Annotated in this window: 24 protein-coding genes (1 of these 24 running past the window's edge); 15 read left to right on the top strand and 9 right to left on the bottom strand. The window is 52.5% G+C overall.

Annotation, left to right across the window (positions count from 1 at the left end; translation table 11 throughout):
- On the top strand, window positions 1-921 hold the 3' portion of the coding sequence (locus HU175_RS15280) for a transposase (protein WP_228724143.1). The gene continues 420 nt to the left of window position 1, outside the view; the window shows 921 of its 1,341 coding nt (coding positions 421-1,341); its start codon lies beyond the left edge, outside the window; the stop codon is at window positions 919-921.
- Window positions 922-1,134: 213 nt separating this feature from the next.
- On the opposite strand, the gene HU175_RS15275 is transcribed toward HU175_RS15280, so the two are convergent.
- Complete coding sequence (locus HU175_RS15275) at window positions 1,135-1,329, bottom strand: hypothetical protein (protein ID WP_176567418.1); 195 nt, start codon at window positions 1,327-1,329, stop codon at window positions 1,135-1,137.
- 452 nt (window positions 1,330-1,781) lie between these two features.
- Between HU175_RS15275 and HU175_RS15270 the strand changes: the two genes are divergently transcribed.
- Window positions 1,782-1,943 (top strand): lmo0937 family membrane protein, encoded by a 162-nt coding sequence (locus HU175_RS15270; RefSeq protein WP_176567417.1) that lies wholly within the window; start codon window positions 1,782-1,784, stop codon window positions 1,941-1,943.
- Between the two features lie 88 nt (window positions 1,944-2,031).
- Here the strand turns inward: HU175_RS15270 and HU175_RS15265 are convergent, their stop codons facing one another.
- Entirely contained in the window at window positions 2,032-3,072 is a 1,041-nt protein-coding gene (locus tag HU175_RS15265; RefSeq protein WP_176567416.1) for a sugar phosphate isomerase/epimerase family protein, read from the bottom strand.
- 220 nt (window positions 3,073-3,292) lie between these two features.
- On the opposite strand from HU175_RS15265, the gene treA reads away from it, so the two are divergent.
- Window positions 3,293-4,870, top strand: coding sequence for an alpha,alpha-trehalase TreA (gene treA, locus HU175_RS15260; protein WP_176567415.1), 1,578 nt, complete (start codon window positions 3,293-3,295; stop codon window positions 4,868-4,870).
- Window positions 4,871-4,948: 78 nt separating this feature from the next.
- On the opposite strand, the gene HU175_RS15255 is transcribed toward treA, so the two are convergent.
- Window positions 4,949-5,890, bottom strand: a complete 942-nt coding sequence (locus HU175_RS15255; RefSeq protein WP_176567414.1) for a S1/P1 nuclease — start codon at window positions 5,888-5,890, stop codon at window positions 4,949-4,951.
- Between the two features lie 64 nt (window positions 5,891-5,954).
- Window positions 5,955-6,470 (bottom strand): GNAT family N-acetyltransferase, encoded by a 516-nt coding sequence (locus HU175_RS15250; RefSeq protein WP_176567413.1) that lies wholly within the window; start codon window positions 6,468-6,470, stop codon window positions 5,955-5,957.
- A 171-nt stretch (window positions 6,471-6,641) separates the two neighbouring features.
- Here HU175_RS15250 and HU175_RS15245 point away from each other — a divergent pair, with 171 nt between their 5' ends.
- Window positions 6,642-8,873 (top strand): B12-binding domain-containing radical SAM protein, encoded by a 2,232-nt coding sequence (locus tag HU175_RS15245; RefSeq protein ID WP_176567412.1) that lies wholly within the window; start codon window positions 6,642-6,644, stop codon window positions 8,871-8,873.
- A 65-nt stretch (window positions 8,874-8,938) separates the two neighbouring features.
- Here the strand turns inward: HU175_RS15245 and HU175_RS15240 are convergent, their stop codons facing one another.
- Entirely contained in the window at window positions 8,939-9,271 is a 333-nt protein-coding gene (locus HU175_RS15240; protein WP_176567411.1) for a hypothetical protein, read from the bottom strand.
- Between the two features lie 279 nt (window positions 9,272-9,550).
- On the opposite strand from HU175_RS15240, the gene HU175_RS15235 reads away from it, so the two are divergent.
- On the top strand, window positions 9,551-10,132 hold the full coding sequence (locus HU175_RS15235) for a hypothetical protein (protein ID WP_176567410.1): 582 nt from the start codon (window positions 9,551-9,553) through the stop codon (window positions 10,130-10,132).
- A gap of 91 nt (window positions 10,133-10,223) precedes the next feature.
- Window positions 10,224-12,140, top strand: coding sequence for a CocE/NonD family hydrolase (locus HU175_RS15230; protein ID WP_228724174.1), 1,917 nt, complete (start codon window positions 10,224-10,226; stop codon window positions 12,138-12,140).
- 135 nt (window positions 12,141-12,275) lie between these two features.
- Here HU175_RS15230 and HU175_RS15225 read toward each other — a convergent pair whose 3' ends face one another.
- Window positions 12,276-12,584 (bottom strand): plasmid stabilization protein, encoded by a 309-nt coding sequence (locus tag HU175_RS15225; RefSeq protein ID WP_176567409.1) that lies wholly within the window; start codon window positions 12,582-12,584, stop codon window positions 12,276-12,278.
- A 171-nt stretch (window positions 12,585-12,755) separates the two neighbouring features.
- Between HU175_RS15225 and HU175_RS15220 the strand changes: the two genes are divergently transcribed.
- The 3 genes from HU175_RS15220 (at window position 12,756) to HU175_RS15210 (ending at window position 16,014) form a co-directional block, all read left to right on the top strand.
- Window positions 12,756-14,423, top strand: coding sequence for an MFS transporter (locus HU175_RS15220; RefSeq protein ID WP_176567408.1), 1,668 nt, complete (start codon window positions 12,756-12,758; stop codon window positions 14,421-14,423).
- Between the two features lie 65 nt (window positions 14,424-14,488).
- Complete coding sequence (locus tag HU175_RS15215; protein ID WP_176567407.1) at window positions 14,489-14,806, top strand: hypothetical protein; 318 nt, start codon at window positions 14,489-14,491, stop codon at window positions 14,804-14,806.
- Window positions 14,807-14,838: 32 nt separating this feature from the next.
- Window positions 14,839-16,014 carry a glycoside hydrolase family 172 protein gene (locus HU175_RS15210; protein ID WP_176567406.1) on the top strand — a complete coding sequence of 392 codons (1,176 nt, stop codon included), beginning with the start codon at window positions 14,839-14,841 and terminating at the stop codon, window positions 16,012-16,014.
- Between the two features lie 73 nt (window positions 16,015-16,087).
- Here HU175_RS15210 and HU175_RS15205 read toward each other — a convergent pair whose 3' ends face one another.
- Window positions 16,088-17,596, bottom strand: coding sequence for a DUF4832 domain-containing protein (locus tag HU175_RS15205; protein ID WP_176567405.1), 1,509 nt, complete (start codon window positions 17,594-17,596; stop codon window positions 16,088-16,090).
- Window positions 17,597-17,880: 284 nt separating this feature from the next.
- Here HU175_RS15205 and treF point away from each other — a divergent pair, with 284 nt between their 5' ends.
- The 5 genes from treF (at window position 17,881) to hemF (ending at window position 23,443) form a co-directional block, all read left to right on the top strand.
- Window positions 17,881-19,500 (top strand): alpha,alpha-trehalase TreF, encoded by a 1,620-nt coding sequence (treF, locus tag HU175_RS15200; protein ID WP_176567404.1) that lies wholly within the window; start codon window positions 17,881-17,883, stop codon window positions 19,498-19,500.
- A gap of 136 nt (window positions 19,501-19,636) precedes the next feature.
- Complete coding sequence (locus HU175_RS15195; RefSeq protein ID WP_176567403.1) at window positions 19,637-19,936, top strand: hypothetical protein; 300 nt, start codon at window positions 19,637-19,639, stop codon at window positions 19,934-19,936.
- Window positions 19,937-21,252: 1,316 nt separating this feature from the next.
- Window positions 21,253-21,729 carry a hypothetical protein gene (locus HU175_RS15190; protein WP_176567402.1) on the top strand — a complete coding sequence of 159 codons (477 nt, stop codon included), beginning with the start codon at window positions 21,253-21,255 and terminating at the stop codon, window positions 21,727-21,729.
- A 128-nt stretch (window positions 21,730-21,857) separates the two neighbouring features.
- On the top strand, window positions 21,858-22,484 hold the full coding sequence (locus HU175_RS15185) for an ATP-binding protein (protein ID WP_176567401.1): 627 nt from the start codon (window positions 21,858-21,860) through the stop codon (window positions 22,482-22,484).
- A gap of 26 nt (window positions 22,485-22,510) precedes the next feature.
- Window positions 22,511-23,443, top strand: a complete 933-nt coding sequence (gene hemF / locus HU175_RS15180) for an oxygen-dependent coproporphyrinogen oxidase (protein WP_176569232.1) — start codon at window positions 22,511-22,513, stop codon at window positions 23,441-23,443.
- A 9-nt stretch (window positions 23,444-23,452) separates the two neighbouring features.
- Here hemF and HU175_RS15175 read toward each other — a convergent pair whose 3' ends face one another.
- Window positions 23,453-24,559: an o-succinylbenzoate synthase gene (locus tag HU175_RS15175; RefSeq protein WP_176567400.1), complete on the bottom strand. Its 1,107-nt coding sequence runs from the start codon at window positions 24,557-24,559 to the stop codon at window positions 23,453-23,455.
- Window positions 24,560-24,656: 97 nt separating this feature from the next.
- Between HU175_RS15175 and lpxK the strand changes: the two genes are divergently transcribed.
- On the top strand, window positions 24,657-25,817 hold the full coding sequence (gene lpxK, locus HU175_RS15170) for a tetraacyldisaccharide 4'-kinase (protein ID WP_176567399.1): 1,161 nt from the start codon (window positions 24,657-24,659) through the stop codon (window positions 25,815-25,817).
- Here the strand turns inward: lpxK and HU175_RS15165 are convergent.
- Window positions 25,812-26,039 (bottom strand): hypothetical protein, encoded by a 228-nt coding sequence (locus HU175_RS15165; protein WP_176567398.1) that lies wholly within the window; start codon window positions 26,037-26,039, stop codon window positions 25,812-25,814. The two genes, lpxK and HU175_RS15165, sit on opposite strands and share 6 nt — an antisense overlap.
- Window positions 26,040-26,213: the final 174 nt, after the last annotated feature.

Genomic DNA, 26,213 nt, shown 5'->3' with positions numbered 1-26,213 from the left:
ACAAAAGTACATTGGGCCAATCGGGTATGGGCCTTGCCCTTTCTAACTGCTTTAGCTCCCTCTGAACGCTATTACGAGGATAAGGCTCGGGTTCACAAAAAGCTAACCGACTGGGCACGACAGGTACTTTTGCAGGTCAAGCGATGGGTTGGTGAGCGTCAGGTAATTGCAGTAGGTGATAGCAGTTACGCCGTAATTGATTTACTGAAGGCCTTGCAGGGGCAGGTAAGCCTGATTAGTCGGTTGCGGCTAGATGCCGCTTTGTATGGACCTGTCCCGGTGGCGCTCCCTGGCCAGCGTGGCCGCAAACGACTTAAAGGAGTTCGGTTACCCACCTTGCTCGAAGTGGCGGAAGACAAAACGACCAGTTGGCAAAACGTCGAGCTGGCCGACTGGTACGGTGGTCAACCGCAAACAGTCGACTACTGTACAGGCGCTGCCCTGTGGTATCACACAGGCAAAGACCCTGTGGCTATTCGGTGGGTGCTGGTGCGTCTGAACAGTAAGGTAACAGGTCTAGTCAGTAACGATCCGACCTTAACAGCCGCTGCGATGATCGAATACTTTGTACGTCGTTGGTCGATTGAAACAACATTTGCGTTAGTGCGAGGGCATTTAGGAGTAGAAACACAGCGGCAATGGAGTGATTTGGCCATCGGCCGTACCACACCCGTGTTGATGGGCCTATTCTCGCTGGTCACCTTAGTGGCTAACTCGCTCCAGAAAAAGGGACTGTTGACTAGCCAAATGAGTAGTTGGTATATCAAACAACACCTGACCTTCAGCGACGCACTAGCCGGAGTTCGCCGGTATTTATGGCAGGAAATGAATTTTTGGACATCAGGTTCAGATGTGGTACACGTAAAAATGAGTCAAGAACAGTACCAGCTATGGCAAAACGCATTAGCTTGGGCTGTATAAGGCTAAAGTCAAGATCAGAAGGTGTCTTAGAATTTAAAATTCTAATTTATGTTGCGCCCTCTCTACTATTTCAACTCAGACTCGCTACGGCCGAAATCAATCCCTTGAGGTCAACGACAAGGATTACATATTCATCTACACCAATCGGGGTTCACTGATAACTGATCGTGAAACCGTTGTAGTTATATACGAGTCAATCTGACCGATTGCGCTTCAGGCACAGATGCGCACCCGAGCCAGTCGGATATCCGATTGGCTGTATTGTCTCTGCATTTCGGCATATACCCAGTCGATAGCTTCGTCGGGGTCAGAGGCAGTAACGGACAGATCCTCGTTCTGCCGCATGTTGCGGTTCATGTTGTCCAGAACATCAAAAACAACACGAATCAATTGCTTTTTCTTAGCCATATCTATGTAATGAATAGGGATAGTAGTTACACTAACTAAAATTTGCTTCCGTATCTGATCCAATATTGACGAGGTCAATACTACACTTGGTCAAATACCGGGTTTCTCGTCAGGACTGTCTTTTTGTCTACTGTGAGTCAAAAATACTACCTATCTATTATAGTTGTATTATATATAGCAAAATAACATCACAAAAGTTCGATTTTTTAAACTGTTATCATTTTATATCTGTCATTAGGTACAATGTCTCGAACACATCACACGTAAAAAGACCATTATCATTGGCGTACGTAACAGCCGGCTTTTTTATGTTTTCAGTCTTGCTGTAGCCTACAAATCTTATAGGAAAACTGGCCTGTAGTGCCATTTAAAGGGTTTTTAGTGATAGATGTCTACTTCACAAACCTTTCTTGCCTCGCGTAGTTAGATGATGAAACAACCTACTTCACCTTATGGGAAATCTATTGTACACCATCGCTGTCATCCTTATCATCATCTGGCTTCTGGGATTTCTGGGCTTCAACAGCTTCGGCTTGGGTGGAATTATTCACGTATTGCTGGTCATTGCAATAATTGCGATCCTGCTACGTGTTATTCAGGGCCGAGGAGTCTAGCACCAAATAGATTAGCCTCCTAAAACGAAAGGGGAAGCCAGCTGGCTTCCCCTTTCGTTTTAGCGTGTGTCCGGTTCTGAGCGCAGCATTAACTCAGCATGTTCCGGCAGTAATTGATACACTTCTTCACCTCGGCAACGGAGGTTGACCCATCCGGCACCTTGTATTCCAGTTCAACTGTAGCGGGGAATGTATATTTCTGGTCGCGTATCAGCGACAGGACTTCCCGCAACGGTGTATCGCCCTGGCCCCAGGGTAGATTGCCCTTGCCATGAGCTGGGGTTTGCCGGTCTTTGATGTGCATGCTGGCAATACGGCTGTGTTTCTCCCGGATAAGTCCAAGCGGGTCAGGCTGGCCAGCGGCTATATAGTGTCCCAGATCAAAATTCATGGCATTACCCGGCGATTGCGCCAGAGCCGTATCCCAGAACGTCGGCGTCTGTTGCTCATGGCCGTGGTATCCTACGCGGATACCGTGTTGCTGAGCCATTTTGCCCAGTTTGAGGGTATGCGCATCGTTGGCCGGATGCTCAAGTGTCACCTGATTGGCGCCCAGCGTTTTAGCGGCTTTCATGCCATAATCGATTTCGGCGTCGGTGTTCTGCATGCTGAACGCATCGGGTTTGAAGCCGTAAATCGTTACGCCCGCCTGGTTAAACATTTTCTTCACCTGCTCGAATTTGCTCATCGACGCCGACTGCCGCCACTTGGCCATCTCCTCCCGGTACGCTTTCATCTGCGTTTCCATCTCGGTCAGCGTTTTCTGCTCGTCGTCGGTCAGCGTCTGGTTTTCGCGTTTTTTGCGCATCAATGGGTACATGGTGCGCATGTCTACCGAGCTTTTCGGCGCTCCGGCAAAGGTTTCGGCCGGGCCACCCATCAACTCGATGGCACTGGCACCACTATCCAGTACGTACTGCAGGGTAGCTTCGGCGCTCTGGTCGGGCATATCCCGGAACGAATACGTAATGACCCCCACCTGAACGCCATTGATCAACGAATTGGGTTTGTCGCCCAAGCTCCGGATCAGGGCAGGCGCCCCAAACAGTTTTGTATTACTCAGGACGACGCCTGAGAGGAGTGCGGCTGTCGTTCCCAGAAACTGACGACGGGATGACTGATTTTCCATGTAGTTATAGCTGGTTTAATACGCGAGATTTGATCCTCTTGGTTTCTTTTACCGATTGACATACTCACTGTTCATAAGCGCGAACAGAGATACCGATTCGGCCGGGTTTGCCCCGTAAAACCAGCATTGAAAGAACATACTAATGGAAATGTACTCATGACGCGGGCAGGAAAACATCCCTTTCCCGAATTGGGTTTGTCAGTACATACACGATTCAACTATGTCCGTATCCAGGAAATCCGAACACGCTCCTCAGATTTACAGTACCGTACCTGCCATCCTCCCGCCCGATCAGTTGTTTGGCCCCTTGTTTCATGATGTGCAGATGCAGCATGTATTTAACGACTCCATCATTTTTGCTGACAGTTTTCCCAAGCGTTCGCCCGAGGAGATTCTGAGCCTTTACGAAATTCAGAAGCACGACGCTGATTTTTCGCTGCTGGCGTTTATCGAAACGTATTTCGAGATTCCCAAGCAGGTGGACACAGGCTACGTCAGTAACCGGAGCCTGCCCACGGCCGAACACATTCAGAAACTCTGGCCGCTGCTCACGCAACAGTACGAACCCAACTCGTCGCTGCTCCCCTTACCGAAACCCTACAGTGTACCGGGTGGTCGTTTCCGGGGTTTATATTACTGGGACAGCTTTTTCGCCATGCTGGGTCTGCGAATAGCGGGAGACATTGATTCGATCCGGGATATGGTGGAGAATTTCGCGTACCTGATTGACGCTTATGGGCATATCCCCAACGCCAACCGGAGTTATTACCTGTCGCGGTCGCAACCGCCTTTCTTTGCGCTGATGGTAAGGCTGCTGGGCGACATTGATGGGCCCGACGTATTGGTACGTTACCTGCCGCAGTTGCAGAAGGAGTACAACTACTGGATGGATGGTTATTTTCGGCTAAACGATTACGAGGTGACGTTCCGGCGGGTGGTTCGGCTGCCGGATGGCTGTATCCTCAACCGATACTGGGATGACCTGGCGGCTCCCCGCCCGGAATCGTACGCCGAGGACGTTGAGCTGGCCAACTACGCAGCTGCTTATGGCGTTACGCCGGGTATTCTCTATCGGCACATCCGGGCCGCCTGCGAATCGGGCTGGGATTTTAGTTCGCGCTGGTTCGGTGACCCGACCAACATGGCCACCATTCATACGACCGACATGATTCCGGTCGATCTGAACAGTCTGCTGTATTACCTGGAAGAAACCTTGTCGCTGGCGTATCGGCAGAGTTCCTTTACGGCACCCAGCGATCAGTTTGCGCGCAAGGCGGAGGAACGCAAAAAGGCGATAATGGCCTATTGCTGGGACCCACGGCAGGCGTTTTTCCTGGATCATCACCTGGGTTTTCACAAGCTATCGGGTATCTGGTCGCTGGCGGGTATTTTCCCGCTATTTGTCGGGCTGGCTAGCCAGGAGCAGGCTACCGCCGTCCACGAACATATTAAATCCCAGTTCCTGAAAGACGGTGGGGTCGTTACTAGTATCCACCAGAGCGGGCAGCAGTGGGACTCCCCTAATGGCTGGGCGCCCCTACAGTGGCTGACCTGCCAGGGATTGTTGCGGTACGGTTTCCGCGAAACGGCTGCCGAAATCAGCCGACGCTGGCGGGCGCTAAACGATCGGGTATATCGGGATTCGGGAAAGATGATGGAGAAATACGATGTAGTGAATCTGGGCGAGCAGGCCGGTGGTGGTGAGTACCCGAACCAGGACGGCTTTGGCTGGACCAACGGTGTGTATATCGACCTGGAAACCCACGTCAACGACGACTCACCGGACTGGGTGAAGTAAGCGTATCAGAAGAGTACTGCGTCAAAATGGCTTCGATTGGGTGTCCCCCACCGAAGCCATTTTATCTGAAGCGTTTTATTAGTTCGTTAGGTCACCCACCAGTTCGTCGGACAGGCGATAGCCGGCCAGGGCTACCTGTCGTTGCGCAATGGGCCTCACCGTCGCTACGTAGTCGGGGGGCAATACCGTAACGTTGGTGTCGGTACCCGGCGGCAGCGTGTTGCTCCGATATACATTATCCTGCGCCAGCTGAAAACTTTCTTTCGACCAGGCAACGATATTAGGCTGCCTGTTGCCCAACTGCGACAGTTGATCGCGGGTGTAGGTTTGCAGGAGACTAACGGCCATACTATCTACTGTCGGGTAATCATCATCTTTCAACAGCATACCGTCCCAGAATGCGTGTAGATTACTAGTCTGGCCGCTCATCATCAGTTTGATCTTGAACAGGTTCCCACCCTGATCGCCCTTTGGGTAATACTGGTTCACCATGGCCGTCGTGTGCAGCGGCATATGAATGTCGCCCGTCAGGTGAAACAGCCAGCAGAGCGCAATCGCTTTGGAACTGTCGGGCTGGTTGCTCGTCAGCACCTGGCGATTTTGCTCATACGCTTCCAAAATGGTTTCGCCCGTCGGGATCGTGGTATCACCCCGCATGATCCCCAGCTGAGGAGCGTACACGTAATCGATGAAATGCCAGCTGAAATGATCGTGGTAGGCATCCTTGCCTTTGATGTCGTCAGGCCAGCGAGCCGCCAGCATAAACAGGTACTCATCGCGCTGCGGTCCGGTCAGCTGCCGGTTCGTCATCAGCGTATCCCACTGGGTCTGGTAATAGGGATGCTGCTTGAGCAGGTTTACCACCCGCGTCAGGGTCTGGGGCGACGTTTGCTGCAGACTATGGTACGTCATGGCGCCAATGGCCATGTGGGTAGCCTTGTTCCAGGCCAGCGATGCGGGAGCCAGAAATGTCAGACTCAGTAGCACCAGACAACCGAACGATAGAAGCGTTCGAAACATACTAAAAAAGGTTTATAAAGGGGCAAAGGTACGCTCGTTGGTTCCCCATCTCCAAGTGAAACGGTTATACCGCCTTCCGGAGTACGACCAATGTCAGCGGCTGGCGTGGTACGCCAAACCGGGTTCCTCCGGGAAACGGCAGCGTCTCCTCCGTTGGCTGAAATCCGTGCCGCTCGTACCAGGCAATCAGTTCTGGTCGCTGGGCGACAACGGTCATCGTGATCACCGAACAACCCTGTTCCCTGGCGTACTGATCGGCGGTTGCCAACAGTTGTTTGCCCACTCCCTGCCCCTGCATGCGTGGATCGACCGTTAGCATTCCCAGGTATAGCGCAGTAGGCTGGGTTTCCAGGTACACACAGCAGCAGATTTCATCATCAATCCAGCCGACAAAGAGCCGCCCATCGGGGTTATTGATCAGCATTTGCAGAGATGTCTCGTCGATGCGGGTGCCGTCGATCAGATCGGCTTCGGTGGTCCAGCCCAGTCGCGAGCTGTCGCCCCGGTACGATCGGTTTACGAGTTGAACCAGGCCCGGCACATCGTCTAGTCTAGCAGTCGTCAGCGGTAATGACTTCATGCGGTAAAGATAGGAATGGTTGTTCGGTAAAGTAGGCTAAAGCACCGGTTTACAGGGTCGGTTTGCCCGAAAATTCTTCCCTATTCTGGGGCTTGGGAATGATATACCGGGCGTATTCGTTGCAGAATTATTTACAATGCCCGAACTGGAATTTCGGGACACCGATACCGTATGACTATTCGCGTACTGCTGCTGACGCCCCCGTTTACGCAACTTAATACCCCCTACCCGGCTACTGCCTATTTAAAAGGTTATTTGAACACCCTGGACCTGGTCGATGGCGGCTCAGTAGTCGCGCATCAGGCAGACCTGGGCATTGAAACGATCTTGGCACTCTTTTCCACGAAAGGATTAAACGATCTGTTTGAAACAGCCACTACGGTACCAAATTTAAGCGAGAACAGCCGGCGGATGCTACGGCTCCGGGCCGATTACGTAACGACGATTGAGCCGACGATTCGTTTTTTACAGCACAAAAATCCAACACTGGCCCACGCCATTGCCGACCGAAGTTACCTGCCCGAAGCCTCCCGCTTCGCCGAAGTCGATGAACTGGACTGGGCCTTCGGCACGATGGGCCTCCACGACAAAGCCCGGCATTTAGCGACGCTGTATCTGGAAGATATTGGTGATCTGCTGGCGGAAGCCATTGATCCCCATTTTGGCTTCAGCCGATATGCCGAGCGACTGGGTCGAACCGCTACTCATTTTGATGACCTTCAAAATGCCCTGACCGCGCCCGACACACTGGTTGGTCAGACACTGTTACGTCTCATGGATCAGAAACTGGCGCAGTATGAACCCAATGTGGTTTGCCTGACAGTGCCGTTTCCGGGAAATCTGTTTGGAGCGCTGCTCTGCGGGCGGCACCTGAAACAGCACTATCCGGATGTTCGGGTAGTATTGGGCGGAGGCTACGCCAATACCGAACTTCGCAGCCTGCGCGAGCCGCGTCTGTTCGACTACGTTGATTTTGTGAGTCTGGACGATGGCGAAGCGCCCCTGCGCTCGTTGCTCGAACACCTGCAGGGACGGCGGGAAGTCGCTAAACTGAAACGGACATTCATGCGGGTAGACGGTGGTGTGGTGTACCAGAACGGAGCCACCGATCGGGATGTTGCCCAGCGCGACACCGGTACCCCTGACTATGCCGACCTGCCGCTGAATGATTATCTATCGGTCATTGAGGTGACCAACCCCATGCACCGGCTGTGGAGCGACGGCCGCTGGAACAAACTGACGCTGGCGCACGGCTGCTACTGGGGTAAATGCTCCTTCTGCGACATTTCGCTCGATTACATTGCCCGCTACGAACCACTCACCGCGGGGCTGCTCTGCGACCGTATTGAAACGATCATGGCCCAGACGGGGCAGAATGGTTTCCACTTTGTGGATGAAGCGGCTCCCCCTGCGCTCATGCGGGACCTGGCGCTGGAAATTCTGCGTCGGGGGCTAACGGTGGTCTGGTGGACCAACATCCGGTTTGAGAAAGCCTTTACAGCCGACTTATGCCAACTGCTTAAACTGTCGGGTTGTATTGCCGTATCAGGTGGGCTGGAAGTCGCGTCGGATCGCTTGCTGGAGCGGATGAAAAAAGGCGTGACGGTGGCGCAGGTGGCGCGTGTGGCCGATCACTTCACGGCGGCTGGCATCATGGTGCATGCTTATCTGATGTACGGTTTCCCAACGCAGACTGCCCAGGAAACCATCGATTCGCTGGAGATGGTGCGGCAGTTGTTTTCCGTTGGTGCGGTTCAATCCGGCTTCTGGCACCGGTTTGCCATGACGGCCCACAGTCCGGTGGGGCTGCATCCCGCCGGTTTCGACGTACAGCGCATTGGCCCCGCCGATGGCCCCTTTGCCGATAATGATCTGGATCATGCTGATCCACTGGGAGCCGATCACGACCGGTTTGCTGAGGGACTGCGAAAGTCGCTGTTCAACTACATGCACGGCGTGGGGCTGGATATGCCGCTGGCCAACTGGTTTTCGTTCCGGGTCCCGGCAACCTCCATACCACCCCGATACATCGAAAAAGCCATTGCCGATACCAGCGACGATCAGGTACGTAGCAACGCGCTGGTGGTCTGGCCAGGCCATGCGCCTACACTAGCCGTAGCAGAACCCCGTCGCGGACGGCGGTATCCTCAACGGACAGCGCCGGTCCCCCAGGCGGAGCTGACCTTTGCTCGTCGACAGGATGATCTGGTGCTGGACCTGCCCCTGCCAGTTGGCGAATGGCTGATGCAGCAGTGGCCGCAACTCAGCCTCAAGGCATCGGAACCACAGACAGTTCAACGGCTGGGTACTACGTTTGAGCAGGCCGGCCTGGGCAGCTTTGGCGAGTTTCAGCAAACCGAGGGCTGGGCTGACTGGCGAGCCGCTGGTTTGTTGGTCCTATGACCTGCTTACTATTAGGTAAGTTTGTTAATATTATTCGTTGCAACCCGGACGAATCAATCGAGTCATTATGAACTTGATTCAGCCGAATTTACGAAGGTATCAACACGCGTCAATGATCCAAACAGGGCTCGCTTGGCTGGCTGGTCGTCGGAGTTAAAGACTCGAAAGGCAGACCAGTTCACGTACGCTGTATTGGTATCAACTTCCAGATAGCCAGGGGTATTTTTTCTGTCCAGACCGGGTCCATCCAGACCGGGTCCATCCAGACCGGGTCCGTCCAGACCGGGTCCGTCCAGACCGGGTCCGTCCAGACCGGGTCCGTCCAGACCGGGAACATATACGACCGTTAACGTAACGCTGGGCTGACCTTTGGGGTAGAATGTCCAGGTGAGTTTCATAAGCGGCTCAGTTAATGCCTGCAAAGTAAAGAATCGCAGGGTAATGTGGTAAATGCCCTGGCGAGAATCAACTCTGTGATTTCTCCGTAAACGCTTGGATAAATTACACGGCAGGAACGCTCTTTATTGCTCAATAAACGTTCAAGTCATTGTCCAGCAGCGATGATGTTGGTGAGGCAGAAGACGGAACGCCCCAAACGATCAGATCACCGTTTGAAAAAGTTGGTCGAGTCAGATCAGGATCACCCGATAGAATAAGCCGGTTATCACAACAAGCTTATGGAACCAGCCAGACGCCAGAAATCGGCGACAGTCAAGCAAACCGTTACGATCTATAATCAGCTGATCAACTTCTTCTGGACAATTCTGGCGTTTGCCCCCATCGGCTATTTCTGCTACGTTGCTCTGCCAGTGAACTGGTTATATACTTTTTTAGCCATCAGCTTGCTGGTGTTTTTCTTACCGCCCTCGTTCTTCCGGGCCATTCAGCTAAGCAATACTACGGCGATCTACCAGAGGCTGGGCCTACGTACTGTTCGGAAATACACGCAGAACGGGATTTTGGTGAACCACCTGATCCGGCGGAGAGAAGCGGCCTACAATACGGTCCGGACTTTATCAGTCAAGTCGCACCTGAGTAAAGCGTCCGCCAACGAGCGGTTCCATACGGTGGTTTTTGTGTTCTTCCTGCTGACAACGGTCTATGCGCTAATATATAGCTACTGGATTTGGGCCATCGTGTTCACGATCAGCAACCTGGTCTATAACGTTTACCCTATTCTTTTGCAGCAGTACAATCGCATCCGGTTTCGGCGACTGGCTGACCGACAATTAGGGGCTAAGAAAACCAGCCTCGACTAGCCAATCCATGTAGTCTTGCTGGTTGATACCGCCCGAAAAGTCACGATTCCGTACTATATTTCCGCTTTGTCAGCATACAACCAACTCATCAATGATGCATTTTATAATTCAGCGACCCGGCCAGCGTCTTCGTTTGTCGGGCCTTCTTTTGTGCGGTTTTCTAACGCTGCTGACGCACCAGCTGGCAGCGCAGATACGGGCCAACCGTGAGGATTCGCTTTACATTCGGGAGAACTATACGAAGCTCGAACGCATGATTCCGATGCGCGACGGCATCAAGCTATTCACGTCGATTTATGTCCCTAAAAACACCAGCGAGAAATACCCGATTCTGCTGGACCGGACCCCCTATAGCGTAGCCCCTTACGGGGAAGACAAGTATAAAACATCGCTGGGACCCTCCATGCTGTTTGCCCGGGATGGATACATCATTGTTTACCAGGACGTTCGGGGGAAATACATGTCGGAGGGCAATTTTGTGGCGGTGCAGCCTTTCATTCCCAACAAGAAAAAGAAAACCGACGTTGACGAAAGCTCCGATACGAACGACACCATCGAGTGGCTGCTCAAAAACATCCCAAACAACAACGGTCGCGTGGGCAGCTGGGGCATTTCGGCACCGGGTTTCTACACAACTATGACGGCCATCGACGCCCACCCTGCGCTGAAAATCGCGTCGCCCCAGGCCCCGGTAACGGACTGGTTTATGGGCGACGACCGCCACCACAACGGTGCGTTTTTTCTGATGGGTACGTTTGCGTTCCTATCGTCCTACGGCGCTCCCCGTCCCGAACCAACCCCAAAAGGGAGTCCGTCTTTTTCGGCCTACGGCACGCCCAGCGGGTACGAGTTTTACAAGAATCTTGGGCCGATCCGGAACGTGAACGACAACATTTTCAAAGGCCAGAACGCCATCTGGAATCAGATGATGGATCATCCGAATTACGACGAGTTCTGGCAGGCTCGTACGCCCGTGCCGCACCTGAAAAATATCAGACCGGCCGTGCTGACCGTGGGGGGCTGGTTCGACCAGGAAGATCTGTACGGTCCGCTGAAAACGTACGCGGGCATTGAGCGGAACAATCCTAAATCACCCAACCTGCTGGTAATGGGTCCCTGGATTCACGGAGGCTGGTCGCGGGGACCGGGTGAAAGCCTGGGCAATATCCGTTTCGACTCGCCAACGGGTCCTTTCTACCGCGAAACGATCGAGTTTCCCTTGTTTGGTCACTACCTGAAAGACAAGCCTGATCCGCAGCTGCCCAAAGCGTATATTTTCGAAACGGGCTCAAACCAGTGGAAAAAATATGATTCGTGGCCGCCCAAAGCCGCGCAGGAAAAGAAATTGTATTTCCAGCCGAATGGCAAGCTCTCGTTCGACGCGCCCAAAACCGGCTCAGCCAGTTATGACGAGTACGTCAGCGATCCAAACAAGCCGGTTCCGTATACAAACGAAATCCGGACCATTCGGGGTGCCGATTTCATGTATGAAGATCAGCGTTTTACCGCCACCCGCCCCGACGTACTGGTCTACGAGTCGGATACATTAACAGAGGACGTAACAATTTCGGGTAACGTGATGGCCGATCTGTTCGTGTCAACCACCGGTACGGATGCCGACTTCATCGTGAAACTGATTGACGTCTACCCAAATAATGCGCCCAATAACAGCCCAATTCCCGGCACGAAGATGGGCGGCTTTCAACTGCTTATCCGGGGTGAAGTAATGCGGGCCAAGTTCCGCAACAGTTTCGCCAAACCGGAAGCTATGAAACCGGGCGAGGTATCGGAGGTGAAATTCGATATGCAGGACGCGGCCCACACGTTCAGGAAAGGTCACAAAATCATGGTACAGGTGCAAAGCTCCTGGTTCCCACTGGTGGACCGCAATCCGCAGAAGTTCGTGGACATTTACCATGCTACCGAAGCAGATTTTCAGAAGGCAACGCATCGGGTCTATTTCTCCCCTAAACAGCCCTCCAGTGTATCGGTGCGGGTGATGCCGTGATAAGATAAAAGAGGAAAGACATTAGACAAAAAGACCCGAGACAAAAAACGTAACCGGAAAAGATTAACAGGCACGTTCCTGTTCACGTTTCTTCTCACATCTTTTGTCTTGGGTCTTTCCTCTTTTTTATCTCCCTTACGCTTTCTCGGCGTTACGTTTGCGTGTAGCAGCGGCTTTTTTAGCGGAGGCAGACCGTTCTTCTGCCGTGCGGGACGCTGATGCAGCACCGCCTTTTTTGCCCCCTTTCTGCATGGGTTCCTTGTTCTCGGCATGGCCGCGACCTGAGCCGCTTTTCTTGCCACCACCCGATATTTTATTTACTGTTGCCCAGGCCCGGCTTTCCGCTTCCTCTTCGGGCACCCCCTGTTTTTCGTATCCTTCCTCAATGTGTTCAGCCTGCCGAATCTGCTTGTCGGTGTAGGCCGATTTGTCTCCCTGTGGCATACTCGTTCTTGATTTGGTATAAGGACCCTGATAAACTCATTTACCACCTAGAACAACTGACCCGCTTCAGTGTTTTTCCGATAGCCCGGTTCCGTTAGCCAACGGGCAGGCCCTTACGACAGGCCATCAGGCAATAGAATCAGGCTGTTACTACCAGTTTTCATCGATTACATGCCACGTATTCAAACGGACGCAACGCTCGAACCCCCGCCTTCCATCTGGGAAGCCTTTCACATTACACTGTTCCGGGCCGTCTGGATTGCCGCCTTCGTTTCCAACATTGGCACCTGGATGCAGAACACCGCCGGGGTCTGGCTGCTGACTACACTGTCTACGTCATCGGTACTGGTTGCCATGATGCAGACAGCCACCAGCCTGCCGGTCTTTCTGCTCAGCGTCCCGTCTGGCGTTATTGCCGACCTCCTCGACCGGCGTCGGTTGCTGCTGGTTACCCAGGCGTTCATGGCGGTTATGGCGCTGACGCTAGCGGTAACGACACTGATGGGCGTAGCCACGGCTTGGTCTACGCTTTTTCTGACCTTCATGCTCGGGGTTGGGGCCGCCTTTAACGCCCCTGCCTGGCAAACCATAGCGTCGGAGCTGGTACCGCGTCGGCTTCTTCCGGCAGCCCTTACGCTCAACGGCGTCAGCATGAACGCAGCCCGCGCCATCGGCCCCGCCCTGGGTGGACTTATCATTGCCTATTTCTCTCCGGGTTACGTTTTCCTGCTCAACAGCCTCTCGTTTCTGGGCACCTGCCTGGTACTTTACCAATGGAAGCGCCCCATTGCGGAGTCGAGCCTGCCCGGCGAAAACTTCGTTAGTGCCCTGCGGGCCGGGATTCGTTACGTCCAGTTTTCGCCGGCGATTCACGCCATTATGATCCGGGCGTCGGCCTTTACGTTCGGGGCCAGCGCGCTCTGGGCGTTGCTGTCGCTGGTGATTGCCCAGCGGCTCCACTTAAGTTCGGGGACGTACGGTATCATGTTATCTTGCCTGGGTACGGGGGCCGTCACGGCGGCACTGCTGATGAATACTATTCAGCAATACCTGGTTATTAGTCAGCGGATCCTGGTTGGCATGATCGGTTTCGCCCTGGCCGAACTGGCGCTGGCAACGTTCACGACTATTTATTTTCTGTACCCGGTCATGTTTATGGCGGGGGTATCGTGGTTGCTGACCCTGACCAGCTTCAACATTTCCGTACAACTCAATCTGCCCAAATGGGTGCAGGCGCGGGTGCTCAGCCTGTACCTACTTGTTTTTCAAGGTGGTACAGCCTTTGGAAGCCTGATTTGGGGAAGCGTAGCGAGTCAGTTTGGGCTGACTACGGCCCTAGTTAGCGCGGCTGGTGCGCTGGTCATCGCCATGCTACTGGCGATCTGGTTTCCTATCCAGCAAACGGCCTCCCTCGATCTGGCGCCCGCCGGGACATGGGATGAACCCGATAATCGCGCCCATGTCGCGCCCGACGACGGGCCGGTCGTTGTTATGATCGAATACCGTATTGATCCCCAGACGCTGGCCGCTTTTCTGCAGGCCACCGAAGCACTCAAGCGGGTTCGGCTCCGCGATGGTGCCCTGCGGGTTGGCGTATTCACCGACATCACCCAGCCCGAGCGGCAGGTTGAGTTCTTTATGGTAGCTTCCTGGGCCGATCACCTCCGCCAGCACCAGCGGTTTACCCAGGAGGATATTGCCGTACAGGAAATGGTGGAACAGTTTCATATCGCCCCGACTCCACCCAAAGTAAGTCACTTCGTCGCGCAGACAGATACGTACAGCGCTATTCCAGCACCGCTGCAGCCCCCCAGCCCGACGACGCTGGAAAGTCAGTAGGAAGCTAAACGGGCTGACTTTCTGAGGTAGTTTTCTCTTACGGTCAACTACCAACGTTAGAAACGATGTCAGAAACGAACCTGTACTCCAATCTACACCAGCTCCGCTGGACAACGCAGTGTTATTGGGCGGCTCTCCTCAACGGAGGAATCTGGCTGCTGGTCCTTGGCGGACTATTCCAGGCTGTCCGGGCCGATACCCTTCCGGATTATTTTGCGTTTTGTCTGCTGCCGTTTTCTTTACTAACAATGCCGCTGGCCGCTATCCTGCTGCTCATCACCCTGCGAAGCCGGAAACACTGGCCTGATCCGCGAAAACGATTCGTTACGCTGTTTTGCACTGGCAGTATGTTGGTTTCCTTCCTGGCCGTACTGACGATGTGATATCCGGTCTGTTATTTCCTGCCTTTATTCCTATGAAATACGTCTTTCTTTGCTGGCTGACTCTTTGCACAACGTACAGCGCGCTGGCACAGCGCTTACCTGGTTTCGACGGGCTGGACATGAATCTCAGTACTCTGTCACGTCTGTCCAACGCGAAGACCCGCTCGATTAGTCCCGAGAATTTTACGGGTGAGCGGGGCAAGGGCGGTATGGCCGACCCTGTTAAGCAGAAAGGGCAACGCAACGTAGCCAATGCTGCCAACGAAGCCCGCGATCTGGGGCAGGGCTGGAAAGTAAATCCGTTTATCATTGTTGAAAAAGGAGAAACGGTCACTATTGCTGAGATGGAAGGTCCTGGTGCCATTCAGCAGATCTGGATGACGCCCACCGGCAACTGGCGCTACTCGATTCTGCGCTTTTACTGGGACGATGAGAAAGAGCCCTCTGTCGAGGTACCCGTCGGCGATTTTTTCGGCATGGCCTGGAACGAATACGCGCTCCTAAACTCGCTGGCCGTTACGGTCAATCCCGGCAGCGCTTTCAACTGCTACTGGAAGATGCCGTTCCGCAAAAGGTGTAAGATCACGCTGGAGAACCAGAACCCCGACGAGTCAATGCGGCTTTACTACCAGATCAACTACACACTGACGGCCATTGGCGAGGACGAAGCGTATTTTCACGCCCAGTTTCGCCGGTCGAATCCCACAAAGGGATCGCTGCACACAATTCTGGACGGCGTGCAGGGCAAAGGGCAATACGTGGGTACATTCATGGCCGTAGGTACCCGTAACAATGGCTGGTGGGGCGAGGGCGAAATTAAGTTCTTCATGGATGGCGATCAGCAGTTTCCGACCATTTCAGGCACCGGAACGGAAGATTATTTCTGCGGCTCGTACAATTTCGAGAACAAGAAAACGCACCAGTACGAAGCGTTCTCAACGCCCTACGCCGGTCTGCACCAGGTTATACGGCCCGACGGTCTGTACAAATCCCAGCAGGCATTTGGTATGTACCGCTGGCACATCATGGACCCTGTTCGCTTCGAAAAAGAACTGAAAGTCAACATTCAGGATCTGGGCTGGCGTAGCGGTGGGCGGTATTATCCGCAGCAGTCCGATATTGCCACGGTGGCTTACTGGTATCAGCGCGAGCCCCACGCCCGCTTCCCTAAACTCCCCTCGCGAGACGAGCTGGAGGTACCGCGCTAAAGCGCAAAAAAAGCCCCGTTCTAATCTGTCCACTACTTTGACAGGTTATTCATCGGTTTTCTAATCGATGTCGTCAGGGCTCCACAACCAGCGTATGATTCAGGCGATTGTACCCAGTAGTCGCTTCCCAGACCGCTTCGTTGGCCAGGCGAATACTGTATTCAGATCGGTTGGCCAGCGACGCGTAGGCATCGGGTAAATTTAGCAGCAGTTCGTATTGACCCGTCTGTAAACCAGCAGGTAACGTAATCGATTCCCGCCACTGAATCGGGCCGCTGAACCATTTCCGAACGTCGGTCTGGCTGTTCAGAACGGTCACCGCTTTCGTCGTTGTGTGTCGCAGCAAAAGCTGAAGGGGGCGCGGGTTATAAGGCGAAGCGTATCCCACGTTTTTCAGGTTGATTTCACAAGTGAGTGCCTGCCCGGCCCGCACCTTTGTGGGTAGGGTTGCTCCTTCCAGCACAAAGCGATAACCCAGGTTCCGGCGGATTTTTGCCATGCATCCGTCCGTATGCCAGTCGTTGTTGACGTCATTATTATACGCAGCATTTAAGTAGCTGTAATGCATAGCAGCCATTTCCTGCTCGGCCCGGCCAATCGGCGCGCAATCGTTTTGCGGGCTGAACGCATCGTCGCACGTTTCTCCGCCAACGGCCGTGTACCGGCTATCGGCTTCAAAATACCGCCGGAGCCACTCGTTGGCGGGGCCGCGTTTAGAGGACGAATTACCGTAATCGTAAAAGGTCCCGTAATCGTCGGCGCTCGCCAGAAAGCAGTCATTGTGAAACCCGATCCGGGCCGTAGTCGATTGACTAAACGCTTCCTTTTCGCTCATTGGTGACATAGCTACCGGTGCCTGCGGGCCGCTCACAAACCGCTGTTTGATCTGCGGAGTGCGAACCTGCACCATGCGCTCTTTGGGGAGCGCATCTAGCAGGGCATTTAACACCTCGTTCCGATCGCGCCAGCTACTATCAGGAACTACGCCCAGGTGATTGAGCGACGCATCGCCAAAGTAATCGGTAAAGTAGTTTTCGCCCCAGATACCAATAAAACCCATCTGCAAAACCGCAATAACATCGGCATTCTTCTGTAACAGCGGCTTGAGCTGGGCAATATGTGCCAGCACCACCGGTTTGCTGGCATCACCGTAGGGCGGACAGATTTTGTACTCATCGGGGCAGTCGCCGGAATGGGTTTTATCGGTGTAGGAAAAACGTAAGATCAACTTCACTCCGGCCGATCGGGCGGTATTGGCATCAGCCTGAATCTTTTGCAGGAAATCGGCGTCAATCGGCGACGTTTTGAAGCGTTCGAGCCGGTAAGCCCGGTAAATCAGCGAGCAGAAAAACGAATAACTGGCTTTGCTGGATTGTTGAGGTTGTCGTCGATAATTCAGCAGAACGGCTTTGTCCAGCGGTTTGAAGTTTTCGGTGCTGGTACCGAATGGAATATAGAAGCCCCGTTCAGGATTCGGGAAATCGGCCAGGCTTTCTTTATATACGATGTGTTTAGTCTGGGAAAAACTGGCATTCCACACCAGAAGTCCACCTAAAACCAGAAATTTTGCTCGGTTCTTCACAGAGTTGAAGGTATAGCGTAACGAAATAGAGAATAAAACATGATCTCGCCCAAATGTAAAGCTCAACTGGACAAGTAGGTACAACCAATTGAGGATTACTGCATATGGCGATCCGGCCAATCATTTTAACCCGTTACCGTGAGCCAGTAGGAGCTCGCCTTGACATGGCTGAATGCCCCATTAGCTTCACCGCGTTCAGGAATGCCTTTTTGAAAAATCCCCCGCCTGTGTATTAGCCGCCCCCAACTGATTCGTTCTACCTAGAATCAGGTTACCCTCAGTTTATGTTTTCCTATAGTCACCGCGTTAGTATTCCCGTTCTTGTCAGTACGTTTTTTCTAGTCAGTTTACTGCTGCCCGATCGTCCGTCGTCGGTAGGCGTCCCTGAACCGGCCGTCGAGTCGTTACAGGGGCCCGATGAGCAGTTTGGCAAGTTATTCGAAGCGGTGCAGATGGGCCGCATTTTTCCGGATTCCAAAACTTTTGCCGACTGTACCCCCAAATTTGCTACGGCTACGATCCTGACCAGCTACGAGCGGGAGCGCACCCAGCCGAATTTCAACTTAAAGACCTTTGTCGACCAAAATTTCACCCGCCCCGTCACGCCGGCTACAGGTTATACCAGCGAAGCGAATCAGTCGGCCGAGGAGCACATCACAGCGCTTTGGCCTGTACTGACCCGCCCCGCCGACGCCCGGCCCAAAGCGGGTGGCCCAACGGGGTCACTGATTCCGTTACCCAAACCATACGTAGTGCCCGGCGGGCGTTTCGGCGAGATTTATTACTGGGACAGTTATTTTACCATGCTGGGCCTGCAGGTATCCGGTCGATCGCAGCAGATCCAGCACATGATCGACAATTTTGCGTACCTCATCGACCGTTTTGGTTTCATCCCCAACGGAAACCGGACCTACTTCCTGGGTCGATCACAGCCGCCGTTTTTTTCGTACATGGTTGGTCTGCTCAGCGAAGTCCGCGGGCGTCGGGTACTACTTCAATACCTGCCTCAGCTCCAGAAAGAACACGATTTCTGGATGGACGGCGAGGATCAACTCACGACCCAGCAACCCGCATTTCGGCGCGTAGTCCGGCTGGCTGATGGTGTATTCCTCAACCGTTATTACGACGACAAAACAAGCCCCCGCCCCGAGTCCTACCGCGAAGACGTCGAATTGGGCCGGCGCAGCAAAGACCCGCAGGTGTTGTACCGCCACCTGCGCGCCGGGGCCGAATCGGGCTGGGATTACAGTTCCCGCTGGTTCCGCGACGGCAAACAGCTTCGTACTATTCACACCACCGATTTCATTCCTGTCGATCTCAATTGTCTGCTCGTTAACCTGGAGCGAACGCTGGCCCAGGCGTACCGTTTAAAGGGCGATGCAAACCGGGAAAAGCTCTACACCCAGCTGGCCAATCAACGGCAGGCCGCTATTCAGCATTATTGCTGGAACGCTAAACGTCAGTTCTTTTTTGACTACGATTTTGTGGCCCGCAAACAGGCAACAGTTTATTCCCTGGCGGCCGTTTTTCCCCTGTTCGCCAACGTAGCAACCACGGCGCAGTCAGTGGCGGTGGCCCGGATGCTGGAACGCAGTTTTCTGAAAACCGGCGGTCTTACGACAACGCTGGTCCGGACGGGACAGCAGTGGGATGCTCCTAATGGCTGGGCCCCCTTGCAGTGGGTAGCTATCCGCGGCTTGCGCAATTATCGACAAACGGCTCTGGCCAATCGGATCAAACGCCAGTGGATGACCGAAAACCTGCGGGTATACAAAGCCTCGGGAAAAATGGTTGAAAAATATGACGTCGTTAATACAGTTTCTGCTAAGGGCGGAGAATACCCTAATCAGGATGGTTTCGGCTGGACCAATGGGGTTTTGCTGCGACTGCTGAAAGAAAAATAAATCGAGAGAGAAAGTCAGTTCAATTAAACGGAAATTAAAGAGCAGCTTCGATCGAAACAAAGCGGTTGAGTTCGGAGTACTATTGTCAGTTCTGATAGTTTATCAGCTTTTTGTCTACTCAACCTTGTGAACAGCTATGCTTAAAATATTGCTCGGTGCCCTGCTGATTTCAACGACATCCCTGGCCCAAACAACCAAACCAGCGTCAAAAACTCCATTAACCGGCTCCAAATCGACCAGACCGGTATCCAAAGCAGAGGCTAAAAAACCAATTCCACAAACCTCGCTCAACGAGAAAATGACGAGTAAAGACAATGCCATTCCCAGCTACCGGATGGCTAAGGAACGGGACAAAGACGCCAGAATGGGAAAAGGACGGCAATTTGAACCCCGCCGAACTTCGTCCGGTGCCCGGAAAGACACCATGAGACACTAACCGTCAGCGGTCGTCTTTCCAAACGAGCCATTGTACATATAACGTTACACCGATGCCGGGGGATTCCAGATTGCTTCGTTTCGAATCTTTTCCAATCTAGGCGCGAATACAGTTGGGCGTACCTCGCAGAATAAAATCGGGGCTGCAGCTCAGCAAAAACTGCAACAATCCCAGCGACAGACGAGCAACTGATTTCATTCGTTTCACGGCTTTAACAGCCGGTTCATTTCAGATTACAACGTAGAAACTAATAGGCATTGCTATGGGCCTTCGCATTTAATGCGAAGGCCCATATTTTTTGTTTGAGTTGAAACGGTTTTTCTGGATAGCCGTTTCTCGCTTATCCATTCGTGGCACTAAATTTACAACTCCCGGTAAACTATTTCCCCTAACGTTCAAGCGCTGCTTTTTTGGGCTTAGTTTAATTCCCAACGTTCGTGGAGCTCATTTGCTTTACTCTGTACAGCCGGCTTGTCGATACGTACTCAATCTATGTGTCAATGCCTACCCGGTACGTGGGTAATGACGTTTAAAACGTTGAAATTATTACGTTCATTACCAGCCATGCAACGTACGGGTCAACCCAAATGTAAAATTAGAATAGACTACTAGGCAGTCTGCGACAAAAAATACAGGCAGTACCTTCAGTTATTTTATAAATAGTAGTAGTTGGCAGACAGTCTCCTCCGTTGATGACAACAGAATAGCCGGGTGATTCATTATTTGATTCATAGCTGGCAGGTGCGTAAAGGCGAGCTCGTGCCCTATAGGTTTATTATTTCCTCCCAGAAACACTACACCTTCATGATCATGTTTTGGTCAAATAAACTTATTTCTTCTTACAATAGCGTACTCAACAAGTTCATCTCATGAAACTGGCGGAACGTCTTCTCGCTTCATTTCCGACCCTCTTACCAATGGCATTGTCATCTGTTCTGAAAAAACGTTTAGTCGTGTTATTCTTGCGTTAGATTAATTCACCTTCATTGCAGGAATAATCACCTGAACAACAAGCTCCTACACACTAGAATAATCCAAATAAATGATTCTCTGTTTCGAAATAATAACCTTTTGATTCAGCTTCTCCGTCCGATTAAGCAAGTTAAGTTTTATCAGTTAACCGGTGTTAGACCAAGACGTACCAGCTAAATTAGTATTCATTTTTATCAAAAAACATAGATACCTACCTTGCTTTTCAGAATGACTTCAAAATATTTTCGCCTATTTTTTTATCAATAAATTGTAATAGCTCATAGGAGTTATTAGTTGATCCCTATATTTGCAAAGAAAGAACATCAATCACTAAGACTCTGAAAATGAAGGCACCTAAAATTCATTTCTTCAAACAGGAAGACAACAGCGAAACGCCAGCAAAGAGTACTCCTAAAGCAAAGGAGGTTCCTGCAACCGGCTATATTTCGTCGACAGGAAAGTTAGTTTTTCCAATAAAATCCGTTACGCAACTGGGCCTTGAACCAGATGGTATTTCTTTTCAAATTGGTACGCAGGAAGGTAAGCGCAAAATTAAATCGTTGTACGTAGTTCCTACTTCGGAAGAAACGAACGAAACCTTCCAGATGGAAAAAGGGGCTAAAAGTTACACGATTCCCCTGCCCGTTATTCTGCAAAAAGGCAAAATTGATTATAGCGGCACAAAATACGTTTTCACCATCAAACCATTTGATTACGAAGGTGATATCACTGGCTATGAACTACAGCTGGAACCCGAAACTAAACCAGAATATACGGGAAAACCACGCGGGCGGAAAAAATCGGTAGCAACGGAAGAGTAATCACCGGGCCTGATTTTACAGCCTCCTTTTATGCTCCGGAAACGTCCATTTCCGGAGCGTTTTTTATGACCGGTACGGAACGATTCAGGGAATTGAAATATTTTTCCGATCTTTCTGTTGAAAAGAATATGACGCGTACCGAACTCGACGATTTGATTATAAAAGGGGAAAGTAATACCCTGGAATTTAAACGCTCCCTTTCATCAGCCCACCGGATTGCCCGCACGCTGGCGGCTTTTGCCAACTGCTCGGGCGGCACGTTAGTAATTGGCGTGTCCGACGACGGTAAAATACTGGGCGTCCCTTCTGAAATCCGCGAACTCCGCAAACTGGAAGAGGCCTCGGATGAACTGGTAGAACCGGCCTTGACTATCAGCTACGAAACGTTGTCGCTTGACGGACGGAAGATCCTGGCGGTGACTATCTCGAAAAGCGACGAAAAACCTCACTATGCCATTGATGAATCGGGCAAACGAATTATCTACGTCCGGTCACGCGATAAAACGGTTCCAACCAATAAGTTCATCATTGGCGATGAATCGGTCGACGCGCGGCTCATCAAATCCCCAACGGCCCGTACGCTGATCCAATACCTGCGTAAGAACGACCATATCACGGCCGATAAATTTGCCAAGCTAATTAACATCTCAGAATACCGGGCTGGTAAACTCCTGCGCCAGCTGACAGAACAGGGATTATTGCTGCTCATCGATAAACCGCGCCCAACGCGCTACGCCCTAAAACTAGCAGAATAATAATTTCCTGCGACCTTTGCGCCATGATGACTTCGGATCAACTCATTACCCAGAATACCATAACTCACTTTTTTCAGGACCTTCAGGACCGAATCTGCCAGGCCCTAGTCGACACAGACCGGGCGGTCGGCCCGCAGCTAACCCCAGATTTTCGGGAAGATACCTGGCAGCGGCCCGGCGGTGGCGGGGGCCGTTCCCGCACGCTTTCGGGGGGCAACGTCATTGAAAAAGGGGGCGTTGGTTTTTCGGCGGTGCATGGCGAGGCTACCGAAGCCACGTTACGGTCGCTGAACCTGACAGAGCCCGCTCAGTTCTTTGCGACGGGGGTGTCTATCGTCATTCACCCGCACAGCCCGATGGTCCCGATTATTCACATGAATGTCCGGTATTTCGAGATGAGCAGTGGCCACAGCTGGTTTGGCGGGGGCATCGACCTGACGCCCCATTACGTAGTGGCCGAAGACGCCCACTGGTTTCATCAGCAACTGAAAACCGTTTGCGACCGGCACGATCCAGCGTATTATGACCGGTTCAAACCCTGGGCCGACGACTATTTCTACATCCCCCACCGACAGGAAACCCGTGGTATTGGCGGTATTTTCTTCGATTATCTGAAACCCGACAGTCCGGCCCATAAAGCTGACCTGTTTGCGTTCGTGCAGGATGTTGGCAACGCGTTCGCGCCAATTTATACGCATTTTATGCGGCAGAATCAGTCGATACCCTACGGTGAACGCGAAAAACAATGGCAGTTTCAGCGCCGGGGACGCTACGTTGAGTTTAATCTCGTCTGGGACCGGGGCACCAAATTTGGCCTGGAAACCAACGGACGTACCGAATCCATACTGATGAGTATGCCCCCACAGGCCAACTGGACCTACGATTTTCGACCTGAAGCAGGAAGCCGGGAAGAAGAAACGCTGGGATTACTGAAAAAAGGCAATAACTGGGCTAACTAAACCAATTAGTCAGGGCAGTTGCAGGTTACTGGTGAGCAGCGGCCCCAGCTGCCAGGGGCGCTCGGGATTGAAGTGGAGATGCCCCTGCTCAATACGGAGCGGGCTTTCGAAATTATTGTGGTATAACTGACCCGTTCCCAGCCCCTGCGGCATCAGGTTCTTAAACTGAGCGGTGTATTGAGCAATGGCGTTCAGGCCAATATTTGATTCAAGCGCCGACGTAATCCACCAGCCGATATTGAGTCGTCCGGCCACTTCGATCCACTCATTGCAGTGGGTAAATCCGCCAAGAAGCCCAGGTTTCAGGATAATGTACTGGGGTTGAATTTTCTTCAACAGCCGGAATTTGTTGACGTATTCCATATGCCCGATCAGTTCTTCGTCGAGGGCAATGGGTACGGGCGAATGCTGGCACAGTTCGGCCATGAGATCGTGCTGACCAGCTTTGATGGGTTGCTCAATCGAGTGAAGGTTGTAACCCGCCAGCCGTTCGAGCTTCTGCATGGCTTCATCCGGCCGAAATGCCCCATTGGCATCGACTCGCAACGTGATTTGTTCGGGTGTGTACCGGTCCCGGATCATGTCCAGCAGCGCACACTCCTGGTCAAAGTCAATCGCCCCGATTTTAAGCTTAATAGTCGTGTACCCCGTCTGTAGTTTTTCTTCAATCTGCTCACGCATGAACTGCGGGCTGCCCATCCAGATCAGGCCATTGATGGGCAGTTCGCGCTCACCAGTTGTGAAGTCCGACGCATAAATGACCCGCTGCCCACCGGCCAGAAAATCGAGCATGGCCGTTTCGAAGCCAAACAGAATACTGGGAAAGTCACGTCCGAAAATCTGGTCTAAAATAATCGATACGTTCCAGCTGAAAATTTCCAGATCAAGCTCGGTAAACTCCCGGCAGGCCCGTTGCAGACAGGCTTCAAAATCAGGCCGGTCGTCGATGCTGAGTCCGGCCAGCGGACCACACTCACCGTAGCCAACGAGTTGTGGGTTTGTTGTGTCGCAAAGCCGAATCAGATAGATCGTCCGTTCTGTGAGGGTGCCGCGCGACGTACCCGCTTCGAAGCGAAAATGCAGCGTGTATTTCAGGTAATCGGCTTTCAGACTCATTGGACCGGTAAACGATGGCGGGCTTTCGGAACCCTAAAAGTACTACTTTTGACCACTTAGTAAAGATGTTATTTCGAAATAATTCCTGCGTTTCTGTATGCTTTCCTGGTTGCTCCTTCCCTTTAGTGGTCTGTACGGATTTATCCTTACTATCCGGAACTGGCTATACGACAATAACTTATTTAAAAGCGTACAGCCCGAAACCTATACCCTCAGCGTTGGCAACTTAACCGTAGGAGGCACCGGAAAAACGCCCATGATTGAGTTTTTAATAGAACGGCAGCGCACGATTTTTGGTCAAATTCCGGATCAAACCGGCCACGACCCAGCCAAACGCCCCCTGGCCACGGTCAGTCGGGGATACGGACGACAAACACGAGGATTTCGCATTGCGACCGACAGCGATACAGCTACTACTATTGGCGATGAACCCCTGCAAATCTACCGCAAATTCAGGGCTGAGGTGCGTGTCTGTGTGGGTGAACGCCGGGTTGCCGCCATTCAGCAGCTGACAGAGCAACATCCGGAAACCCAACTTGTTCTGCTCGACGATGCCTTTCAGCACCGGGCAGTCCGGCCGCATCTCAGCCTAATGCTAATGGATATTAACCGGCCTTTTTACGAGGATCATCCGTTTCCGGCCGGTCGCCTGCGCGAACGCCGACAGGGAGCAAACCGGGCCGACGCGATCATTGTCACAAAGAGTCCACTGGATTTATCTACCGGCAGACAGCAACGTATCACCGAACAAATACGTCGCTACACCCGGCCTGGTACACCGGTATTCTTTTCGGGACTACAGTACGGAAAACCGGCGGCATTTACTGGTACCGTATCATTCCCCTCGTTCAGCTCCGAAGTGGATGCGTCATACATAGGCGCGTTCCGCGAAGCTACGTTCGGTAGCACGTTCCCCGAACGGGTCAGACTGGTTAGCGGGCTTGCCAACGCGGATCCGCTGGAACGTTACGTTCGGCAGCATTTTACGCTGGTAACGCATGATCGCTTTGCCGACCATTATGCGTACACCCGCGCCGATGTTACGCGGCTGATCCGTGATCTGAAGCCGGGAGAAGCAATTCTTACGACCGAAAAAGATTGGGTTAAACTGGCGGCCCTGCTGACACCTGCCGAATGGCAGTTTGTACCGTTCTTTTACCTGCCCATAACCGTGCAGTTCCTGCCGGCTTCTGCAGCGGCCTTCGAGCAGTTTCTTCGCCAGACCGTTGATCTCAGCGCAGATGAGCAAGCCTTATAGATAGCCTTTTTTGGCTTCGTCCAGATCCATCTCGGTCAACTCTCCCATTTGCCCCAGGGTCGTTAGTGCTTCTACCGTGTGCGCCCGGTCGGGGTCCTTTGATTTGTCGGGTTCAATGTCACCGTAAACAACCTGTTCTACGGCGTCCCGAAGCTGCTGAACATTACTTTCCGCAAAAACCTCGTCGGAGTGCTTTTCGTCTGCTTGCTGTCCTGTCTTCATTTTCGTTGAGTCTATGGTGTCATGCTTCGGTTTGAAACCCGCCTGCGTCAGGGTAATAACTGACTTATTACGGTGGGTGTTTGCTCATTTTTGGTCCTTGTTGGTCTGTATGTTGCGAAATATCCGTCGATTATTACCCGCCAAAGCGTTGAGAACCGGGTTGACTGCCGGACA

This window comes from Spirosoma sp. KUDC1026 (assembly GCF_013375035.1).
Classification (GTDB): domain Bacteria; phylum Bacteroidota; class Bacteroidia; order Cytophagales; family Spirosomataceae; genus Spirosoma.
The sequence above is the reverse complement of the archived record's forward strand: the minus strand, read 5'-3'. Positions and strand labels throughout refer to the sequence as shown.

Excerpts from the sequence above, each read along its gene's own strand:
- HU175_RS15255 (WP_176567414.1), bottom strand. The coding sequence starts at position 5,890 with ATGTTTCGAACGCTTCTATCGTTCGGTTGTCTGGTGCTACTGAGTCTG.
- HU175_RS15165 (WP_176567398.1), bottom strand. The coding sequence starts at position 26,039 with ATGAAGACAGGACAGCAAGCAGACGAAAAGCACTCCGACGAGGTTTTT.
- HU175_RS15175 (WP_176567400.1), bottom strand. The coding sequence starts at position 24,559 with ATGAGTCTGAAAGCCGATTACCTGAAATACACGCTGCATTTTCGCTTC.
- HU175_RS15220 (WP_176567408.1), top strand. The coding sequence starts at position 12,756 with ATGCCACGTATTCAAACGGACGCAACGCTCGAACCCCCGCCTTCCATC.
- HU175_RS15235 (WP_176567410.1), top strand. The coding sequence starts at position 9,551 with ATGGAACCAGCCAGACGCCAGAAATCGGCGACAGTCAAGCAAACCGTT.
- HU175_RS15265 (WP_176567416.1), bottom strand. The coding sequence starts at position 3,072 with ATGGAAAATCAGTCATCCCGTCGTCAGTTTCTGGGAACGACAGCCGCA.
- HU175_RS15225 (WP_176567409.1), bottom strand. The coding sequence starts at position 12,584 with ATGCCACAGGGAGACAAATCGGCCTACACCGACAAGCAGATTCGGCAG.
- hemF (WP_176569232.1), top strand. The coding sequence starts at position 22,511 with ATGACTTCGGATCAACTCATTACCCAGAATACCATAACTCACTTTTTT.
- HU175_RS15190 (WP_176567402.1), top strand. The coding sequence starts at position 21,253 with ATGAAGGCACCTAAAATTCATTTCTTCAAACAGGAAGACAACAGCGAA.
- HU175_RS15210 (WP_176567406.1), top strand. The coding sequence starts at position 14,839 with ATGAAATACGTCTTTCTTTGCTGGCTGACTCTTTGCACAACGTACAGC.
- HU175_RS15245 (WP_176567412.1), top strand. The coding sequence starts at position 6,642 with ATGACTATTCGCGTACTGCTGCTGACGCCCCCGTTTACGCAACTTAAT.
- HU175_RS15230 (WP_228724174.1), top strand. The coding sequence starts at position 10,224 with ATGATGCATTTTATAATTCAGCGACCCGGCCAGCGTCTTCGTTTGTCG.
- HU175_RS15185 (WP_176567401.1), top strand. The coding sequence starts at position 21,858 with ATGACGCGTACCGAACTCGACGATTTGATTATAAAAGGGGAAAGTAAT.
- HU175_RS15215 (WP_176567407.1), top strand. The coding sequence starts at position 14,489 with ATGTCAGAAACGAACCTGTACTCCAATCTACACCAGCTCCGCTGGACA.
- HU175_RS15240 (WP_176567411.1), bottom strand. The coding sequence starts at position 9,271 with ATGAAACTCACCTGGACATTCTACCCCAAAGGTCAGCCCAGCGTTACG.
- lpxK (WP_176567399.1), top strand. The coding sequence starts at position 24,657 with ATGCTTTCCTGGTTGCTCCTTCCCTTTAGTGGTCTGTACGGATTTATC.
- HU175_RS15250 (WP_176567413.1), bottom strand. The coding sequence starts at position 6,470 with ATGAAGTCATTACCGCTGACGACTGCTAGACTAGACGATGTGCCGGGC.
- treF (WP_176567404.1), top strand. The coding sequence starts at position 17,881 with ATGTTTTCCTATAGTCACCGCGTTAGTATTCCCGTTCTTGTCAGTACG.
- HU175_RS15270 (WP_176567417.1), top strand. The coding sequence starts at position 1,782 with ATGGGAAATCTATTGTACACCATCGCTGTCATCCTTATCATCATCTGG.
- HU175_RS15195 (WP_176567403.1), top strand. The coding sequence starts at position 19,637 with ATGCTTAAAATATTGCTCGGTGCCCTGCTGATTTCAACGACATCCCTG.
- HU175_RS15275 (WP_176567418.1), bottom strand. The coding sequence starts at position 1,329 with ATGGCTAAGAAAAAGCAATTGATTCGTGTTGTTTTTGATGTTCTGGAC.
- treA (WP_176567415.1), top strand. The coding sequence starts at position 3,293 with ATGTCCGTATCCAGGAAATCCGAACACGCTCCTCAGATTTACAGTACC.